Annotated in this window: 15 protein-coding genes; 12 read left to right on the top strand and 3 right to left on the bottom strand. The window is 67.5% G+C overall.

Annotated features, from left to right (window positions below; translation table 11 throughout):
* The 6 genes from ntrB (at window position 1) to VGN82_RS17975 (ending at window position 6,846) form a co-directional block, all read left to right on the top strand.
* Window positions 1-909, top strand: coding sequence for a nitrate ABC transporter permease (gene ntrB / locus VGN82_RS18000; RefSeq protein WP_327528411.1), 909 nt, complete (start codon window positions 1-3; stop codon window positions 907-909).
* A gap of 10 nt (window positions 910-919) precedes the next feature.
* Window positions 920-1,711 carry an ABC transporter ATP-binding protein gene (locus VGN82_RS17995; protein WP_327528410.1) on the top strand — a complete coding sequence of 264 codons (792 nt, stop codon included), beginning with the start codon at window positions 920-922 and terminating at the stop codon, window positions 1,709-1,711.
* An 11-nt stretch (window positions 1,712-1,722) separates the two neighbouring features.
* A complete protein-coding gene (locus tag VGN82_RS17990; protein ID WP_327528409.1) occupies window positions 1,723-2,145 on the top strand; it encodes a globin family protein in 423 nt (140 codons plus the stop codon).
* Window positions 2,146-2,169: 24 nt separating this feature from the next.
* Window positions 2,170-3,969 (top strand): NirA family protein, encoded by a 1,800-nt coding sequence (locus VGN82_RS17985; RefSeq protein WP_327528408.1) that lies wholly within the window; start codon window positions 2,170-2,172, stop codon window positions 3,967-3,969.
* Window positions 3,966-5,549, top strand: coding sequence for a sulfite reductase subunit alpha (locus tag VGN82_RS17980; protein ID WP_327528407.1), 1,584 nt, complete (start codon window positions 3,966-3,968; stop codon window positions 5,547-5,549). The genes VGN82_RS17985 and VGN82_RS17980 overlap by 4 nt, the downstream gene beginning before the upstream one ends.
* A 79-nt stretch (window positions 5,550-5,628) precedes the next feature.
* A complete protein-coding gene (locus tag VGN82_RS17975; protein WP_414644321.1) occupies window positions 5,629-6,846 on the top strand; it encodes an alpha-D-ribose 1-methylphosphonate 5-triphosphate diphosphatase in 1,218 nt (405 codons plus the stop codon).
* Here VGN82_RS17975 and uxuA read toward each other — a convergent pair.
* Together uxuA and VGN82_RS17965 are read right to left on the bottom strand one after the other, a co-directional pair.
* Window positions 6,834-8,030, bottom strand: a complete 1,197-nt coding sequence (uxuA, locus tag VGN82_RS17970) for a mannonate dehydratase (RefSeq protein WP_327528405.1) — start codon at window positions 8,028-8,030, stop codon at window positions 6,834-6,836. The genes VGN82_RS17975 and uxuA overlap by 13 nt on opposite strands.
* 89 nt (window positions 8,031-8,119) lie before the next feature.
* Window positions 8,120-8,815: a GntR family transcriptional regulator gene (locus VGN82_RS17965; protein WP_327528404.1), complete on the bottom strand. Its 696-nt coding sequence runs from the start codon at window positions 8,813-8,815 to the stop codon at window positions 8,120-8,122.
* A gap of 159 nt (window positions 8,816-8,974) precedes the next feature.
* On the opposite strand from VGN82_RS17965, the gene VGN82_RS17960 reads away from it, so the two are divergent.
* The 5 genes from VGN82_RS17960 (at window position 8,975) to VGN82_RS17940 (ending at window position 14,226) form a co-directional block, all read left to right on the top strand.
* A complete protein-coding gene (locus VGN82_RS17960; protein WP_327528403.1) occupies window positions 8,975-10,165 on the top strand; it encodes an ABC transporter substrate-binding protein in 1,191 nt (396 codons plus the stop codon).
* 128 nt (window positions 10,166-10,293) lie between these two features.
* On the top strand, window positions 10,294-11,367 hold the full coding sequence (locus VGN82_RS17955; RefSeq protein WP_414644320.1) for an ABC transporter ATP-binding protein: 1,074 nt from the start codon (window positions 10,294-10,296) through the stop codon (window positions 11,365-11,367).
* On the top strand, window positions 11,364-12,254 hold the full coding sequence (locus tag VGN82_RS17950; RefSeq protein WP_327528402.1) for an ABC transporter permease: 891 nt from the start codon (window positions 11,364-11,366) through the stop codon (window positions 12,252-12,254). Before VGN82_RS17955 ends, VGN82_RS17950 begins: the two co-directional genes overlap by 4 nt.
* Window positions 12,255-12,258: 4 nt before the next feature.
* Entirely contained in the window at window positions 12,259-13,089 is an 831-nt protein-coding gene (locus VGN82_RS17945) for an ABC transporter permease (protein WP_327528401.1), read from the top strand.
* A gap of 99 nt (window positions 13,090-13,188) precedes the next feature.
* Window positions 13,189-14,226, top strand: coding sequence for a DNA topoisomerase IB (locus VGN82_RS17940; protein ID WP_327528400.1), 1,038 nt, complete (start codon window positions 13,189-13,191; stop codon window positions 14,224-14,226).
* A gap of 3 nt (window positions 14,227-14,229) precedes the next feature.
* On the opposite strand, the gene VGN82_RS17935 is transcribed toward VGN82_RS17940, so the two are convergent.
* Window positions 14,230-15,519, bottom strand: a complete 1,290-nt coding sequence (locus tag VGN82_RS17935; RefSeq protein ID WP_327528399.1) for an NAD(P)/FAD-dependent oxidoreductase — start codon at window positions 15,517-15,519, stop codon at window positions 14,230-14,232.
* Between the two features lie 139 nt (window positions 15,520-15,658).
* Here VGN82_RS17935 and dusA point away from each other — a divergent pair, with 139 nt between their 5' ends.
* On the top strand, window positions 15,659-16,663 hold the full coding sequence (dusA, locus tag VGN82_RS17930) for a tRNA dihydrouridine(20/20a) synthase DusA (RefSeq protein WP_327528398.1): 1,005 nt from the start codon (window positions 15,659-15,661) through the stop codon (window positions 16,661-16,663).
* Window positions 16,664-16,669: the final 6 nt, after the last annotated feature.

Raw genomic sequence — 16,669 nt, 5'->3', positions numbered from 1 at the left:
ATGGGTCAGGCTGTCTTGAAGGAAGCGACGGCGGGAGCAACCGTCGTTGCCTTGCCGGGCGCCAAGCCCGGTGTCGTGCCGTTGCCCGCGCCGGCGCGCAAGCCGTTGAGCCAGCGCCTGCTGCCCTGGTTCAGGGCGGTGCTGGTCAACGTCCTGCCGCCGCTGGTGACGGTCGCTCTGATCGCGCTGTTCTGGCAGATCGCGGCGTCTGGCCCGCAATCCTCGCTGCCACCCCCGACCAAGATCTGGGAGGAGGCCAAGGACCTGATCATCGAGCCGTTCTATTGGGCGGGCTCGCAGGATATCGGGCTCGGCTGGCGCATCCTGGTCTCGCTCCAGCGCGTCGCCATCGGCTTCAGCCTCGCGGCCGTGGTCGGTGTGCTGCTTGGCGCCGTCGTCGGCCAGTCGGTCTGGGCGATGCGCGGGCTCGATCCGGTCTTCCAGGTGCTGCGCACGGTGCCGCCGCTGGCGTGGCTGCCGCTTTCGCTCGCGGCTTTCCGCGACAGCCAGCCCTCGGCGATCTTTGTCATCTTCATCACCGCGATCTGGCCGGTGATCATCAACACGGCCGTCGGCATCCGCAACATCCCGCAGGACTACCGCAACGTCGCGCAGGTGCTCCGGCTGAACCAGGTCGAATTCTTCTTCAAGATCATGGTGCCCTCGGCCGCGCCCTACATCTTTACTGGCCTGCGGATCGGCGTCGGCCTGTCCTGGCTCGCCATCGTCGCGGCGGAAATGCTCACCGGCGGCGTCGGCATCGGCTTCTTCATCTGGGATGCGTGGAACTCGTCGCGCCTGTCCGACATCATCGTGGCGCTCGTCTACATCGGCGTGGTCGGCTTCCTGCTCGACCGCCTCGTCGCCTTCGTCGGCACCATCGTCACCCGCGGCACGCTCAGCAACTGAGGAGGCGCAGATGAGCTATCTCAAGATTGACCACGTCGACAAACGCTTCCAGCGCGGCGCTGCGACCACGGAAGTGCTGAAGGACATCAACCTCGTCATCGACAAGGGCGAATATGTCTCGGTCATCGGCCATTCCGGCTGTGGCAAGTCGACCCTTCTGAACATCATCGCCGGGCTGACCCCGGTCACGACGGGCGGCATCCTGCTCGAGGGCAAGGAGGTCAACGCGCCGGGGCCCGATCGCGCGGTCGTCTTCCAGAACCACTCGCTGCTGCCCTGGCTCACCGTCTACGACAATGTCGCGCTCGCCGTGAACAAGGTCTTCGGCGCCACCAAGAGCCGGGCCGAGAGGCATGGCTGGATCATGCACAATCTCGAGCTGGTCCAGATGGCCCATGCCAAGGACAAGCGCCCGGGCGAGATCTCGGGCGGCATGAAGCAGCGCGTCGGCATCGCGCGCGGCCTCGCCATGGAGCCGAAAATCTTGCTGCTCGACGAGCCCTTCGGCGCGCTCGACGCGCTGACCCGCGCCCATCTGCAGGATTCGATCATGCAGATCCACGCCACGCTCGGGAACACGATGATCATGATCACCCATGACGTCGACGAGGCCGTGCTGCTCTCGGACCGCATCGTGATGATGACGAACGGGCCGTCCGCCCGCATCGGCGAGGTGCTCGACGTGCGGTTGGAGCGCCCGCGCAAGCGCCTCGAACTGGTCTCCGACCGGACCTACATCGCTGCCCGCGAGGCGGTGCTGAAGTTCCTCTACGAGCGCCACCGCTTCGTCGAAGCCGCTTGAGGAAGCCGGCCATGACCCCCGAACAGGTTTCCGAGATCAAGGCGAGCTTCTCCAAGGTCGCCCCCATAGCCGAGCAGGCCGCCGCCTTGTTCTACGGCCGCCTGTTCGAGATCGCTCCCGAGGTTCGCCCGCTGTTCAAGGCGAGCGACATGAAGGAGCAGGGCCGCAAGCTGATGGGCACGCTCGCCGTCGTGGTGAAGGGGCTCGACGACCTGCCGGCGCTGATGCCGGCGGTGAACGCTCTGGCGGTCAAGCACAACGACTACGGTGTGACCGCCGCCCATTACGTGCCCGTCGGCGCCGCACTGCTCTGGACGCTGGAGCAGGGGCTCGGCGACGGCTTCACGCCGGCCGTCCGGGACGCCTGGACCAGCGCCTACGGCACCTTGTCCGGCGCGATGATCGCGGCCGCCGGCCAGACCACAACGGCCTGATCCGTCAGCCGAGAGCAAAACATCATGAGCGAAGATTTCACCCCCGATCAGAAGCGCTATCTGGAAGGCTTCATGAGCGGCATGCAGTCGGCCCGCACCGCGCGGGGCTTAGGTCCGCTCGGCGGCGTGTCCGGCGCAGGCGGCTCGGGCAAGCCTAGCGGTCCCGACCGGGAGCACGCGGAGGCGCAGGCCAAGACTGTCGCGGCCGGCGGCAAGCTCGTGGACCAGGAGAAGTGGAAGGCGGCCGAGCACCCCTTCGACGCCTATGCCCGCTTCAAGGACCAGGCCAATGCCGGCATCTATCCGAAGCCGGAGGATAATTTCCGCTGGCGCTATCACGGCCTGTTCTACGTGGCCCCGGCGCAGAACAGCTATATGTGCCGGCTGCGCATTCCCAACGGCATCCTGAAGGCCTGGCAGTTCGCGGGCGTCGCTGACCTCGCCGAGAAGCTTTGCGGCCCGTATTCACATGTTACCACGCGCGCCAATCTGCAGGTGCGCGAGATTCCAGCCGAGAACGCGGCCGCGCTGCTGGAAGGCCTCGCCGATCTCGGCCTCACCGCCAAGGGCTCCGGCGCCGACAACATCCGCAACGTCACGGGCTCCGCCACGGCCGGCATCGACCCGCTCGAACTGCTCGACACGCGCCCGGACGCCCGCGCCTGGCACCACCACATCCTGAACGATCGCTCGCTCTACGGCCTGCCGCGCAAGTTCAACGTCGCCTTCGACGGTGCGGGCTCGATCGCGACGCTGGAGGACACCAACGACATCGGCTTCCAGGCGATCGAGGTAGGCGACGGCGCGGTCTTTGAGGGCGCTGCCGTAGAGCCCGGCATCTGGTATCGCCTCGCCCTCGGCGGCATCACCGGCCACAAGGACCTAGCCCGCGACACCGGCGTCATCGTCGCTCCCTCGGACGCTATCGCGGTTTCGGATGCGATCGTCCGCGTCTTCATCGCCAACGGCAACCGCACCGACCGCAACAAGTCCCGCCTGAAATACGTCCTCGACGCCTGGGGTTTCGAGAAGTTCTTGGACGCGGTCGAGGAGAAGCTCGGCCGCAAGCTCATCCGGCTCGACGCAGCCTTCGTCAAGGCCCGCCCGGTCTATGACCGCCTTGGCCATATCGGCGTGCATGCCCAGTCGCAGGCTGGCCTGAATTGGGTCGGCGTTGCGCTTCCGGTCGGCAAGCTCACCGTCCAGCAGATGCGCGTCATCGCCTCGATCTCGCAGGCCTGCGGCGATGGCGATATCCGCCTCACCGTCTGGCAGAACCTGCTGATCTCCGGCGTGCCGGACGGCAAGGTCGAGGACGTCATCGCCAATCTGAAAGCCATCGGCCTTTCCGCCGAGACCTCGATCCTGCGCGCCGGGTTGATCGCCTGCACGGGCGCCACGGGCTGCAAATTCGCTGGCGCGCACACCAAGGAGGACGCGCTCGCCATCGCCGCCCATTGCGAGCCGCGCATCACGCTTGATACGCCTGTCAACATCCACCTGACCGGCTGCCACAACTCCTGCGCCCAGCACTATATCGGGGATCTCGGCCTGATCGGCGCCAAGGTTCCGGTCAGCGAAGAGGGCGACACGGTGCCGGGCTACCACGTCTTCGTCGGCGGCGGCTTTGGCGTCGAGGGCGGCATCGGCCGGGAATTCCGCACCGATGTGAAGGCTGAGGATGCGCCGGCGCTGGTCGAGGCGATCCTGCGTACCTGGCAGGAGCATCGCGCCACGCCTGACGAAAGCTTCGTCGCCTTCGCGCGCCGCCACGAGATCGGGGCGCTGCAGGCGCTCGTCGCGCAGACGGGAGACGCGGCATGACCGTCCAGACCCCATCCCCCATCGTCCAGGTCCTGCCCGAGACAGCGCCCTTCAGCGAGGAGCAGCGCTCCTGGCTGAACGGCTTCTTCGCCGGCCTGCTCTCGCTCGACAATGCCGGTGTCACCGCGCTCTCGCCGGCCGAGAACGCCGCCGTGATGGGCGAGGCCGATGACGGCGCGCCCTGGCACGATCCGTCGATGGAGATGGCCGAGCGCATGAAGCTGGCCGAGGGCAGGCCCCTGCCGCGCAAGCTCTACGCCGCGATGGCGCAGCAGGATTGCGGCCAGTGCGGTTATGTCTGCGAGACTTATTCGGCTGCGATCGCCGAGGGCAAGGAGCCGCGCCTCAACCTCTGTGCGCCGGGCGGCAAGGACACGCTGCGGATGTTGAAGACGCTGGTTGATGAGGGCGGTTCGTTGCCCGCCGCCGCGCCGGCTGAGCCCGCCACCGCTGAGCCGCTCGGTCCTCTGGGGCGCTGCCGCGAGAACCCGGCCATGGCGACCTTCCTGTCGCGCCGTAAGCTCAACGGCGAAGGCTCGGAGAAGGAGACCTGGCATGTCGAGTTCGATCTCTCGGAATGTGGGCTCGACTATATCGTCGGCGACGCCTTTGGCATTGTCGCGCAGAACGATCCGCGCCTCGTCGATGCGGTGATCGCGCTGCTCGGCGCGCGCCCCGACGCCGATGTCGGCGGTATGACGCTGCGCCAGGCGCTGATCGCCGAGCGCGCGCTCGGGCCAGCGCCGGATGCGCTGTTCCAGCTGATCTCCTACGTCACCGGCGGTGAAACGCGCGCCAAGGCCAAGCGGCTGGCGGCAGGGGAGGATCCCGATGGTGATCTCGACCGGCTCGACGTGCTCGGTACGCTGCACAAGTTCGGCAGCGCGCGGCTTTCGGCCGAAGCCTTCGTCGAGGCGCTCGATCCGCTGCAGCCGCGGCTCTACTCGATCTCGTCCTCCTGCATCGCCACGCCCGGCCGCATCACCCTGACTGTCGATGCGGTGCGCTACAGGATCGGCAGCCGGCCACGCTGGGGCGTGGCCTCGACTTTTCTGGCCGAGCGCGTCCAGCCCGGCGACAAGGTGCCGGTCTATGTCCAGCGCGCCCACGGCTTCGGCCTGCCTGCTGACCCGCAGACGCCGGTCATCATGTGCGGCCCCGGCACCGGCGTCGCGCCCTTCCGCGCCTTCCTGCACGACCGAAAGGCTACGAAGGCGCCCGGCAAGAACTGGCTCTTCTTCGGCCATCAGCGCCGGGCCAGCGACTTCTTCTACGAGGACGAGCTGACGGCGATGAAGGAGGAGGGCGTCCTCACTGGCCTGACCCTGGCCTGGTCGCGCGACGGCAAGGAGAAAATCTACGTCCAGGACCGCATGCGCGAGCGTGGCTCGGAACTCTACGCCTGGCTCGAGCAGGGCGCGCATTTCTACGTCTGCGGCGATGCCAAGCGCATGGCCAAGGATGTCGAGCGCGCCATGGTCGATGTCGTCGCCGAGCATGGCAAGCGCTCGCCCGACGAGGCTGTCGCCTATGTCGCCGCGCTGAAGAAAGCCGGGCGCTATCAGGCGGATGTGTACTGAGGTGTGATCTATGCCCTTTTCCGCCTGCGGGCGGAGAAGGGCAGGTCGGAGAGCGCGTCGCGCCCGTCATCTTCCTGTCATGCTGCGCCTGCACTCGCGCTCGCTTGATCGAACACGGGAGATCGGCGTGGCGCTTCACATTACCGGCGGCAAGGTTCTGGGGGCCGAGTTCGCCTTTGCCGATCTGACGACGCAGGGCTCTGCCATTGCGGCCATCGATGGCTCGGCGCCGGCCGTGGCGCTGCGGCTCGATGCGACCGGCCTGCTCGTGCTGCCCGGAATCGTCGATATCCATGGCGATGCCTTCGAGCGCCATATCATGCCGCGACCGGGCGTTTCCTTCGACATCGATGTCGCCCTGCGCGACGCTGACAGGGCGATGCTGGCCTGTGGCATCACCACGGCCTTTCATGGCGTGACATGGTCCTGGGAGCCAGGCCTGCGGGGCGCCGGCAATGCGCGCGCGCTGGTCGCCGCGCTCGAACGCCTGCGGCCCCGGCTCGGTGCCGATACGCGCTTCCATCTTCGCCACGAGATCTTCAATCTTGAGGCCGAAGCCGAGATTTTCGACTGGCTCGGCAGCGGCCGCATCGGCGTTCTCGCCTTCAACGATCACACCCCGGCAATTTTCAAGGGCGCCGTCCGTGCCGGGAAGATCGCCAAGATGGCCGAGCGCACGGGCTTGTCCGATGCGGACTTCATGGCGCTGGCCCGGCAGGTCTTCGATCGCGGCGATGAGGTCCCCGCCTCTGTCGCGCGGATCGCTCAGGCTGCGCGCAATGCCGGCGTGCCGATGCTCTCGCATGATGACGCTTCGCCCGCCATGCGGCGCGACTACCGCGCCCTCGGCGTTGGCGTGGCCGAGTTCCCGCTGACCGTCGAGACGGCGCGGGAGGCGTCGGCCGCAGGCGAGGCCATCGTCTTCGGCGCGCCGAACGTTGTTCGCGGCGGGTCGCATCTCGGCTGTCCGGGCGCGGAAGAGATGGTCCGCGAGGGCCTCTGCAGCATCCTCGCCTCGGACTACTACTACCCGTCTCTGCCGCTCGCGCCCTTCATCCTGGCCGGAAACGGCTCGGCGAGCCTTCCGGACGCCTGGCGGTTGGTCTCGCAGGCTCCGGCCATGGCGCTCGGGCTCGCCGATCGCGGTGCGATTGCGCCCGGCATGCGTGCCGATCTCGTGCTGGTCGATGAGGGGCCGCAACCACGCGTGGTCGCGACCATTGTCGGTGGTAGGCTGGCCCATCTGGCGGACCAGCGCATCCTGGCGGGAGCGTCGGCGGCTGCTCAGGCGGCGTAGCCGCGCAGGGAACTGACTGCCGTCATCACTCCGCGCAGTTCCGCAAGCCCGCGCAGGCGCCCGACCGCCGGGTAGCCCGGGAACGAGCCCTTGCCGAGATCGTCGAGCAGCTCGTGGCCGTGGTCCGGGCGCATCGGGATCTGCCAATGGGCGAGGCCGGCGGCCTTGCGGCGCTGCTCCTCCGCGAGCAGCACCTCGACCAGGGCCACCATGTCCGTGTCGCCGCCGAGATGCTCCGCCTCCATGAAGGAGCCATCCGCGTCCTTCGCGACATTGCGCAGATGCGCGAACCAGATCCGGTCCGCGAAGCGCCGCGCGATACACGGCACGTCGTTCTTCGGATTGGCGCCGAGCGAGCCCGAGCACAACGTCAACCCGTTCGCCGGCCGGTCGACCGCGTTGAGGATGAAGGCGATGTCGTTCTCGTCCGAGCAGATGCGCGGCAGGCCGAAGAGTGGGCGCGGCGGGTCGTCCGGGTGGATGCACATCCGGATGCCGACTTCCTCGGCCGTCGGGATCACGGCTTCGAGGAAGCGCTTGAGATTGGCGCGGAGCTCCTCGTGGCTCATGCCGTGATAGCGCTCCAGCATGCGCTTCAGGCCCGGCACGTCGTAGCGGTCATAGGCGCCGGGCAGCCCGGCCATGATGTTGGCGAGCAGCCGGTCGCGATCGGCCTCCGAGGAGCGCTCGAACCAGGCCTTGGCGCGGTCCATCACATCCGCCGAATGCCCGTCGGCAGCACCGGGACGTTGCAGCATGAAATGGTCGAAGGCGACGTATTCGTGGATGTTGAAGCGTAGCGCCGTGCCGCCGCCGGGCAGCCGGTAGGCCAGCTCGGTGCGCGTCCAGTCGAGCACCGGCATGAAGTTGTAGCAGACCACCTCGAGCCCGCAGGCGGCGAGGTTGCGCAGCGACTGGCGGTAGTTCTCGAAGATCGGTTCGAGATCGCCCTCGCCGATCTTCACCGTCTCATGGATCGGCAGGCTCTCGACCACGTTCCAGCGCAGCCCGAGGCTCGCATCCGCGCCGATGATCGCCTTGCGGGCCTCGATCTCCGCCACGCTCCAGACCACGCCATAGGGAATCTGGTGCAGGGCGTTGACGATGCCGCGAGCCCCGGCCTGCCGGGCCTGCGCGAGCGTCACCACGTCGTCGGGGCCGAACCAGCGCCAGCTCTGTTCCATCAGGATGCCCGTTCCGTCAGAGAATGGGTCATGGTCGCGTGTCCTCCGGGTTTCTTGTTCTGTGGGCTTGGTATGGTGCAGCCTGGCCGTCAGTCGAGCCGGGCAGGGGTGGCGCTGCCGGCGAAGGCATCGACCTGGTCACGTGCGATCGTCTCGATCGCGTCGAAGACGGTGCGCAGATGCGCCCGCATGGCCGCTTCCGCGCCTGCCTCGTCACCGGTGACGACGTAATGCAGGATCTCGCGGTGCTGGGTCAGGATCATGTTGGGCCAGGCCGCGCTGTCGAGGGAAAGGCAGCGGACGCGGTCGAGCTGCGCCTTGACGCCCTCGATCAGGCTCCACACGGAAGGGTGGCCGGCCAGCTTCGCCAGCTCGGCATGGAAGGCCTCGTCATGGCGGAAGAAGGCCGCCCGGTCGCCGGCGGCAAGATCGCGCTCCTGCTGTCGTACGTTCTGCTCCAGTGCGGCCTTGCCCGCCGCGTCGGCATGGCGGGCGGCCAGCGCGACCGTCCGGCATTCCAGCGTCTCGCGGACGAACTGGCTGTCATGCACGGCGGCGAGATCGATCGGCGCGACGAAGGTGCCGACCTGCGGCACCACCATCAGGAAGCCCTCCTCGACGAGGCGCTTGAAGGCCTCGCGCACCGGCGTGCGGCTGACGCCGAAACGCACGGCCATGCGCGCCTCCGACATCGCCTCGCCCGGGCGCAGCACCGCTGCGAGGATGTCACCTCGCAACAGGCGATGGATCTGATCGGTGCTCTGACGCGCTGCGGGGATGCCCATTGCCAAGCTCTGGTCGACTAGTATACTAGGATACCGACTATTCCGGGGTCGCGTCAATCGGCGCGAGTCACGGAGCCGTCGAGACGGCATCCTGAAGCGATGCCCGCAGCTCGATCAACAAGAACAAAGCGGAAAATCCGCGTCATCGGAGGAGAGGTCATGGTCCAGAGCAGCATCAATCGGCGTGCATTCATCGGCGGCGTCGCGGGCCTCGCCGGCGCGGCGCATGCGTCTTCCGTCTTCGCCCAGCAACTCAAGCTGCCGACATCCCCGGTCGTCCTGTCGATCGTCGACGTCGCCGGCAATCTGGCGCTGACTCAGAAGGCGATCGAGAACTACCGCAAGGCCAAGCCCAACCTGGTCTCGCGCATCGTCTTCACCAAGGCGCCGTCGCCCGAGCTGCCCGGCAAGATCAAGGCGCAGCAGGATGCCGGCCGCGTCGACATCGACATGGTGCTGACCGGAACGGACGCGCTGTCGGCCGGCGTCGATCAGAAGCTCTGGGTGCCGCTGCTGCCGCAGCTCTCCGGCAGCCTCCCGAAGCTCGACGAAATCTTTCTCGAAGGCGCCGCCAAGATGCAGGCTCTCGCCAGCGGGCAGGGCGTCGTCGTCACCTATTACCCGTCGGGCCCGCTGCTCGAATACATGCCGGCCAAGGTCAAGACAGTCCCGACCACGGCCGAAGAGCTGCTGGCCTGGACGCGCGAGAACAAGAACCGCTTCATCTATCCGCGCCCGGCCAATTCCGGCCCCGGCCGCACCTGGATGATGGGCCTGCCCTATCTGCTCGGCGATTCCGACCCCAAGGATCCCGTCAAGGGCTGGGACAAGACCTGGGCCTATCTCAAGGCACTGGGCGAGAACATCGAGTACTATCCCGGCGGCACCGGCGCGACGATGAAGGAACTCGGCGACGGCTCGCGCGACATGACCGTGACGACGACGGGCTGGGACATCAACCCGCGCGTCCTCGGCGTCGTGCCCAAGGAAGCGAAGATCGCCGCGCTGAAGGGTTTCCACTGGGTCACGGACGCGCATTACATGTGCATCCCCAAGGGCGTCTCGGACGAGAAGCTCGCCGTCCTCATCGACCTGATGAACTTCCTCCTGACCAAGGAGCAGCAGGCCTATACCTATGACGAGGGCTATTTCTATCCGGGCCCGGCGGTGAAGGGCGTGACCCTCGACATGGCCCCGCTCGAGAGCCAGGCGGCGATCAAGGAGTTCGGCCGGCCCGAATACGAGAAGCTGATCGCCGACAACCCGCTCCAGACGCCGCTCGATCCCGAAAAGATGGTCGTCGCGTTCCGCATCTGGGACGAGCAGGTCGGCGGCGCCAAGCGCAAGTGATCCAAGTGATCATTGTACAAGTGACGCTGCGCAAGCGATCCTGCGCGGTCGAATGAATCGACCGGGGGCAACCCGATGAGGGCTGCCCCCGACCGGACCTTGAATCGAGACTTCAACACGCGGTGGCCATGACGATTCACGCAGCCTCTTTCAATGAGCTCCGGCTCGATCGCCTGAGCCGGGATTTCGGCACCCACAACGCGTTGAAGGACGTCTCGCTGACGATCGGCAAGGGCGAGTTCATCGCTCTTCTGGGCCCGTCCGGCTGCGGCAAATCGACGACCCTGAACATCATCGCCGGCCTCTTGCCCGCCACCGGTGGCGGCATCTGGCTCGACGACAAGCGCATCGACCCTCTGCGGCCGGAAGAACGCGGCTTCGGCATGGTGTTTCAGAACTACGCCCTGTTCCCGCATATGAGCGTGACCAAGAACATTGGCTTCGGCCTGAAGATGCGCGGCGTCGCCAAGTCCGAGATCGAGCGCCGCGTCGCCGAGGCCGTGGCGCTGGTCCGGCTCCAGGGCCAGACCGAGAAGCTGCCCGGCCAGCTCTCCGGCGGCCAGCAGCAGCGCGTCGCCATCGCGCGTGCCATCGTCGTCGAGCCGCCGCTGGTGCTGATGGATGAGCCGCTCTCCAATCTCGATGCCAAGCTGCGCCTCGAGATGCGCGCCGAAATCCGCCGCATCCACAACACGCTGGGCGCTACGACCATCTATGTGACGCACGACCAGGAAGAGGCGCTGTCACTGGCAGACCGCATCGTGGTGATGCGCGACGGGCAGGTGCGCCAGGTCGGAGCGCCGGAGGATCTGTTCTCGCGGCCGGACCATCTCGACGTCGCCGAGTTCATGGGCTTCCGCAACAAGGTCGCCGGCCGCGCCGTTTCGGTCGCCGGCGGGCATGCCACGGTCGCGGTCGGCGAGGCTCAGATCGTCGGCCGGGCGCGTCATGCCATCGCGCCGGGCGCCGCCACCCATGTTGCGATTCGCCCCGAGGATCTTCACCCGGTTGCGGCCGGGGGCGCGGGCCTCAAGGCACAGGTCATCTCGACCGAGTTCCGCGGCCGCGAATTCGTCGGCTTCGCCCGCATGGCCGATGGCACGGACCTCTCCTTCCTCGCCCATGACAAGCTGGCACCGGGAGAGGAAGTCACGCTGGCGGCGGAGCCCGATCGCGTCCTCGTCTACGGGGATGCGGCGTGACCGGCTCGGCTCCCTCCATTCCGCTGAGCCAGAAGCTCGCTGCGCGCGGGCTAGACGGGCTGACTCTGCTGGTTTTGCCAGCGGTGTTCTTCTCGCTCGCGCTGTTCATCTACCCGTTCTTCTACGGGCTGTTCCTGTCCTTCACGCCGAAGGCGGGGGGCGCGTTCGCCAACTATCAGCGCTTCTTCTCGGATTCGTTCCTGTACGGCACGATTTCCACGACGCTCTGGCTCGCCTTGCCGGTCACGATCGCGACGCTGCTGATGGCGATCCCGATCGCCTTCCGCGTCCGCCTGATGAAGCATCAGCGCCTGCTGACCACGATCCTGGTGATCCCGATCACGCTCGGCACCGTGCTGGTCGCGCAGGGATTGCTGAACTATCTCGGCCCGCAGGGCTGGTTCAACCGCGCCCTGATGACCGCGGGGCTGATCTCGTCGCCGGTCAAGCTGCTGCACAACTACTGGGGCGTGATGATCTCGCTGGTCATCACCGGCTTCCCCTTCACCTTCCTTCTGACGCTGTCCTATCTCTCGGGCGTCGATCCGGCGCTCGAGCAGGCCGGCGCGACGCTGGGCGCAGGCCCCTGGCAGCGCTTCAAGCATATCCTGTTGCCGCTCCTGCTGCCGGGCCTTGCCATCACCTTCTGCCTCTCCTTCGTGCAGGCCTTCTCGGTCTTTCCGTCGGCGGTCCTGCTCGGTGCTCCGGCTGGGCCGACGCGCGTGATCTCGATCGCGGCCTATCAGGCGGCTTTCGAGGAGTATGATTATTCGATGGCCTCGGCCGTCGCGATGATCATGGGCGTCGTCCAGCTCTCGATCGTCGTTGCGGTTCTGGCGGCACGCGGCCTGCTTTATCGCGGCCCTGCCGGCGGCGGAAAGGGTTGATCCGATGGTCAAGGACACCCGCCTTTCGACCCGTCTCTGGGCCTTCGCCAACTGGGCCGTGATCGCCTTCTTCATCCTGAACCTGTTCGGGATGATCGCGACCGTGGTGACGAGCTCCTTCGCCACGCGCTGGCTCGGCACCTGGCTGCCGGCTGGCTGGACCACGCGCTGGTACTCCTCCGCCTGGGACGAGTTCCAGCTCTACGACGTGCTCTCGGTCACCTTCCAGATCGTCTTCCTCGTGGTCTTCCTCTCGGGGCTGATCGGCGTGCCGGCCGCCTATGCGCTGGCCCGTCGCGACTTCCCCGGCAAGAAGCTGATCATGCTGCTCTTCCTGCTGCCGCTCCTGGTCCCGCCGATCACCTTCGGCATTCCGCTGGCGACAGTGCTGTACAAGGCGGGCCTCGCCGGGCAGATGTCGGGCGTTGTGCTCGCCAATCTCGTGCCGACGGTGCCCTTCGTCATCCTGGTGATGATTCCGTTCATCGAGCAGATCGACACCAAGATCGAGGCGGCGGCGCGCGTCTTCGGCGCCAACACCTTCAAGCTCTTCATCCATATCCTGCTGCCGCTGCTGGCGCCGGGCATCCTGGCGGCGCTGCTGCTCGTGCTGGTCCGCACCATCGCGATGTTCGAGCTGACCTTCCTCACGGCCGGCCCGACGAGCCAGACGCTGGTCGTCGCGCTCTACTACGCGGTCTTCGCGGCGGGCGTGCGTGCGGTTCAGTCGATCGACGCCATGGCGGTGATCTACATGATCACGACGCTGGTCTGGCTGCTGATCGCGCTGCGCTTCGTCAACCCGACGCAGATCGTGGCCCGCGCCAAGCGCTGAGACGGCGGCCTACCGCCATCGCAGGAAAGAAACGAAGCCCCGTCCGGAACCGGGCGGGGCTTCTTGCGATTGAATCCGGGCAATCCCGGAGTTCCAGTCATGGCGCGCGTCATCTTCGATGAAACCGATCCAGCCCCGGTGTCGCCCTCGACGGGGCGGCTGAGACACAGTTCAGCGACCAGCCTGACCATCACGCGCCGCAGGTCTGGCAAGGGCTTCTCCTATCGCGACGGGGAGGGGCATCGCATCGCCGATCCGGCGACGCTCGCCCGCATTCGCAAGCTCGCCATCCCGCCAGCCTATGTCGGCGTCCGCATCGCCGCCGATCCGCGTGCGCATCTCCAGGCGGTCGGCCATGACGAAGCCGGCCGCGTCCAGCATCGCTACCATCCGGATTGGGAGAAGGTCCGCGAGCGCCGCAAGCTCAAGCGTCTGAAATGCCTGATCGACGCGTTGCCGAAGCTGCGGGCGGCCGTCGCCAGGGATCTCAAGGACCGGAACCTGACGCATGACAAAGCGCTCGCCTGCGCCGCCGCGATCATCGACCATTGCCATATCCGCGTCGGCAATGAGGCCTACGCCAGGGCCAATGGCAGCCACGGCGCCTCTACGCTTCTGAAGCGCCACGTCGCCGTGACCGGCGCGCGTGTCGAACTCGCCTTCAAGGGAAAGAGCGGCAAGCAGATAGCCTGCGCCCATGAGGATCGGACGCTGGCGCGCGCCCTGACCCGTGTGATGGCTCTACCGGGCCGCCGCCTGCTGCAATATCGCCGCGAGGATGGCAGCGTCGCCGAGGTCAGGGCCGGCGAGATCAACGCCTATCTCAAACGCGTCACCGGCCTGCCTGTGAGCAGCAAGGACCTGCGCATGCTCGCCGCCAATGCCGCTGCGGCGGAGCTTCTGTTGGCGGGCGAGGTCGTCGCGACCGAAACCGGCCGGAAGCGCCAGCTCGCCGACATCATGCGGGCGATCTCCGAGCGGCTGGTCAACACGCCCGCCGTGGTGCGCAAGAGCTATGTCCACGAGATCGTGCTGCGTGCTCACGCCACCGGCCGGCTCAGGCGCGCTTATGACAAGGCGAGGGCGCGTGGCGCCTGTTCGCGCATCGAGCGGGCCCTCGGGCTGCTGGCGAGGTGACCCTCAAGGCTTCGGGTCGGGTGCCTTCCGCCCCTGCGTGATCAGCCTTGCGCTGTGCTGGCCCGAGATGAAGGTCCAGAACCAGCTCCAGGCCACCGCGACGCGGCTGCGCGCGCCGATCAGGAAGAAGATGTGGGCGATGCCCCAAAACCACCAGGCGATCCAGCCACGCAGCTGCAGCCAGCCGAAATCCACCACCGCCGCGCTCTTGCCGATGGTCGCGAGATTGCCCTGGTGGCGATAGCGGAAAGGCGGCGGGGCCGGCTGGCCCGCCAGCCTCGCGCGGATGACGCGGCCGACATGGGCGCCTTGCTGCTTGGCGGCGGGCGCGATGCCGGGAACCGGCTGGCCGTCGGCCGTCGGGACAGCGGCGGTGTCGCCGATCACGAAGATCTCCGGTCGTCCCGGCGCGTTGAGGTTCGCATCGACAGTGGCGCGTCCGGCCCGGTCCGCCGGCGTGCCGAGCCAGGCGGCCGCGGGCGAGGCGGCGACGCCGGCTGCCCAGACGACCGTGCGGCAGCCGACGAACTCCTCGCCGATCGTCACCCCGTCCGTACGGATGTCGGAGACCGGCCGCCCCAGCAGGACCTCGACGCCGAGCCTGTCGAGCGCCGCCTTCGCATAATCCGACAACGATGCGGGGAACGCGGCCAGAACCCGCGGCCCCGCCTCGATCAGGAGGATCCGCGCCTTGCGCGTGTCGATATGGCGGAACTCCTGCCAGAGGACCTCCTTGGCGAGTTCGGCGATGATGCCGGCGAGTTCGACGCCGGTCGGCCCGGCTCCGATCACGGCAAAGGTCAGAAGCGCCTGCTGTGCGGCAGGGTCACTCTCGCGCTCGGCCTGCTCGAAGGCGAGCAGCATCCGGCGCCGGATCGTCGTCGCGTCCTCCAGCGTCTTCAGCCCGGGCGCCAGAGCCTCCCATTCGTCGCGGCCGAAATAGGAGTGCCGCGCGCCGGTGGCGAGAACCAGCGTGTCGTAGGCGATGGTCGAGCTGTCGGAGAGCAGGACCTGCCGACCACCGGCATCGACGCCCGTGACCTCGGCCAGCAGCGTCGTGACGTCCTCACGCTCCCGGAACAACCTCCGGATCGGCCAGGCGATCTCGGAGGTGGCGAGGATCGTGGTCGCGACCTGATAGAGCAGCGGCTGGAAGAGATGATGGTTGCGCTGATCGATCAGGGTGATCCGCAGGCCCGCCCCCTTGAGATCGCGCACGAGCTGCAGACCGGCAAAACCTGCGCCCACGACGACGAGATGGTGGGCTGCCGGAGACGGCGCTGCCTCGGCCATGACATGCGGCCCCTTCGGGTTCGGTGCGGCCGCGAGACCGCCTCTCTGACCGCCATCTTGACCTGCCGCTTGCCCGGCGCAAGGCCAGTGCTCGCGCCCCGGGGGTGCGCCAAGGCTCATTTTAGGCTAGTCAGCCGCGATGACCTTGCTTTCGCCAGAGCTTCTGCGCTTTTCCGTCGCCCCCATGATGGATTGGACCGACCGGCATTGCCGCGTCATCCATCGCCTGATGTCGCGCCGTGCCCGCCTCTACACCGAGATGGTGACGGCGCAGGCCGTGATCCGGGGCGACCGGCAGCGGCTGATCGGCTTCGACGCCGTCGAGCATCCGGTCGCGCTGCAGCTTGGCGGCAATGATCCGCAGCTCCTGGCCGAGGCCGCGCGGATCGGCGCCGATTTTGGCTATGACGAGATCAACCTCAATTGCGGTTGCCCCTCCGACCGGGTGCAGGGCGGGGCCTTCGGGGCCTGCCTGATGCGCGAGCCGGCGTTGGTCGGCGACTGCGTCGCCGCGATGAAGGCTGCTGTTTCGATCCCGGTCACGGTGAAGTGCCGCATCGGCGTCGACGATCAGGATCCCGAAGCCGCGCTCGACGCCCTGACCGCTGCCGTGCGGCAGGCCGGCGTCGATGCGCTCGTCGTCCATGCCCGGAAGGCCTGGCTCCAGGGGCTGTCGCCCAAGGAGAACCGCGAGATTCCGCCGCTCGACTACGAGCGCGCCTACCGCCTGAAGAGCGCCAATCCGGAACTGCTCGTCGCGATCAATGGCGGCATCCGCGGTTCCGACGAATGGAACGCCCATCTTGCCCGTCTCGACGGCGTCATGATCGGCCGCGAGGCCTATCAGAACCCCGAGATCCTGCTGCAGGTTGATCCGCTGCTCTTCGGCGAGGCCGCGCCCGTTGCGGACGCTTTCGCCATGCTGGAGGCACTCGAGCCGCATCTGGCGGCCCATCTCGAGGCGGGCGGCAGGCTGCATGCCTTCACCCGCCATCTCGTCGGCCTCTTCCCGGGCCGCCCCGGCGCGCGCCAGTTCCGCCGCCATCTCGCCGAGCATTGCGTCGCTGCAGGTGCAGGGATCGCCGATCTGCGCGCGGCGATCGCCCATGTCGCGCGCCTTGACGGCGCCCGCGTCGCTGCCTGAGGAGCC

The sequence above is a fragment of the Allobosea sp. genome, from assembly GCF_035999205.1.
Taxonomy (GTDB): domain Bacteria; phylum Pseudomonadota; class Alphaproteobacteria; order Rhizobiales; family Beijerinckiaceae; genus Allobosea.
Note: the sequence above shows the minus strand (reverse complement) of the source record. Positions and strands in the feature narration are given on the sequence as shown.